3 protein-coding genes are annotated in these 1,242 nt (G+C 55.0%); 1 reads left to right on the top strand and 2 read right to left on the bottom strand.

Features of this window, described 5'->3' with window-relative positions; genetic code table 11:
• Nucleotides 1–37: 37 nt before the first annotated feature.
• Together Q0340_RS07455 and Q0340_RS07450 are read right to left on the bottom strand one after the other, a co-directional pair.
• Entirely contained in the window at nucleotides 38–304 is a 267-nt protein-coding gene (locus Q0340_RS07455; RefSeq protein ID WP_298082791.1) for a phosphopantetheine-binding protein, read from the bottom strand.
• Nucleotides 301–1,035 carry a lysophospholipid acyltransferase family protein gene (locus Q0340_RS07450; RefSeq protein ID WP_298082790.1) on the bottom strand — a complete coding sequence of 245 codons (735 nt, stop codon included), beginning with the start codon at nucleotides 1,033–1,035 and terminating at the stop codon, nucleotides 301–303. The genes Q0340_RS07455 and Q0340_RS07450 overlap by 4 nt, the downstream gene beginning before the upstream one ends.
• On the opposite strand from Q0340_RS07450, the gene Q0340_RS07445 reads away from it, so the two are divergent.
• Complete coding sequence (locus Q0340_RS07445; protein ID WP_298082789.1) at nucleotides 1,010–1,231, top strand: hypothetical protein; 222 nt, start codon at nucleotides 1,010–1,012, stop codon at nucleotides 1,229–1,231. The two genes, Q0340_RS07450 and Q0340_RS07445, sit on opposite strands and share 26 nt — an antisense overlap.
• Nucleotides 1,232–1,242: the final 11 nt, after the last annotated feature.

Raw genomic sequence — 1,242 nt, 5'->3', positions numbered from 1 at the left:
CACGAGCGCCTTTTTTAAAATTTCAAAAATTTCATCTTTACTCATTTTTACTCCTATTTTCGGCGATGTATTGCGCCAAAGACGCAACGGATGAGAAAATTTGCTTTAAATTTTGGGTTTTTGAGTTAAGCACGATGCCGTATTTTTTCTGCACCAAAAGCCCGAGCTCCAGCGCATCGACCGAATCGAGCCCCAGCCCGTCGCCAAAAAGCGGCTCATCGTCATTTATGTCGCCGGGCGCGATGTCTTCGAGGTTCAGCCCCGAAATGATCAGCTCCTTAAGCTCCAAAATTTCTTCGTTCACAGATTCTCCTTTTCATATAGATTTGATATTTTTTCGTAGAGTTTGCGCACGCGGATCGGGTTTGGGCGATCCGGCTCAAAGCCCGTTAGATCCAGCGCGCACAGCTCGTAGAGGTTGTACTTCATCCGAACCTCGGGCGTATCGTACCATACTTGTCCTTTTTTTAGGCTTTTAGGATCCATTTTTATCGCGACGCAGTTTATGTTTTTTGCGAAATTTATCGCGATGTAAAATGCCGCTTTGTGCATGACGATGCGATCCGCGGTGCGCGTGCCCTCGGGGAAGATGATTAGGCTTTCTCCTCGCGCAAGGGCGCTTCGGCACGCATCTATCATCGCTTCCGAACCGGTGTTTGGGATATAGCCCGCGGCTGCGATGGCGGCGGAGAGGAAAGGGTTTTTGCACAGACTTTCCTTGACTACGCAGTTTGCGCGCCGTACGTGGGCTAAAAAGATCACCACGTCAAGCAGGCTGGGGTGGTTTGCGATGATGAGAGTGCCGCTAGGCGGGAGTTTGCAGCGCCAGCTCACGCCGATGCTGCCGTAAAGTCGCGCGAGCAGCAAAAATATGCGCCACGAGATCATTATAAAATCGCGTACGAAATTTCGCACGGCGCCTATGCGGTTTAGCCGCAGCAGCGCTACGGGGAGGAAGAGTAGGTTGCCCATCATACACAGCGCGCCGAAGCTTGCGAAACATAGCGCGATGCCGATCTGTTTGATTTTGCGCATCCTCGCCCTGGCCGGGGCGGAGGACACTCCGGCGACGCGCCGCAGCCTCCACGCCTGGCTCGTCTTCGTCACGGCTATCGGCCAGGACATCGCCGACGCCGGTCCCGCCGAGCAGGACGAGGCCATCGACCTGTGCCTGTCCGTCCTGGCCACCGTCCTGGGCCGCGACCTCGGGGCGCCCGGCGCCGGGATCTGAGCAGCTTCCTC

The sequence above is a fragment of the uncultured Campylobacter sp. genome (assembly GCF_938045595.1).
Taxonomy (GTDB): domain Bacteria; phylum Campylobacterota; class Campylobacteria; order Campylobacterales; family Campylobacteraceae; genus Campylobacter_B.
The sequence above is the reverse complement of the archived record's forward strand: the minus strand, read 5'-3'. Positions and strand labels throughout refer to the sequence as shown.

Excerpts from the sequence above, each read along its gene's own strand:
- Q0340_RS07450 (WP_298082790.1), bottom strand. The coding sequence starts at position 1,035 with ATGCGCAAAATCAAACAGATCGGCATCGCGCTATGTTTCGCAAGCTTC.
- Q0340_RS07445 (WP_298082789.1), top strand. The coding sequence starts at position 1,010 with ATGCCGATCTGTTTGATTTTGCGCATCCTCGCCCTGGCCGGGGCGGAG.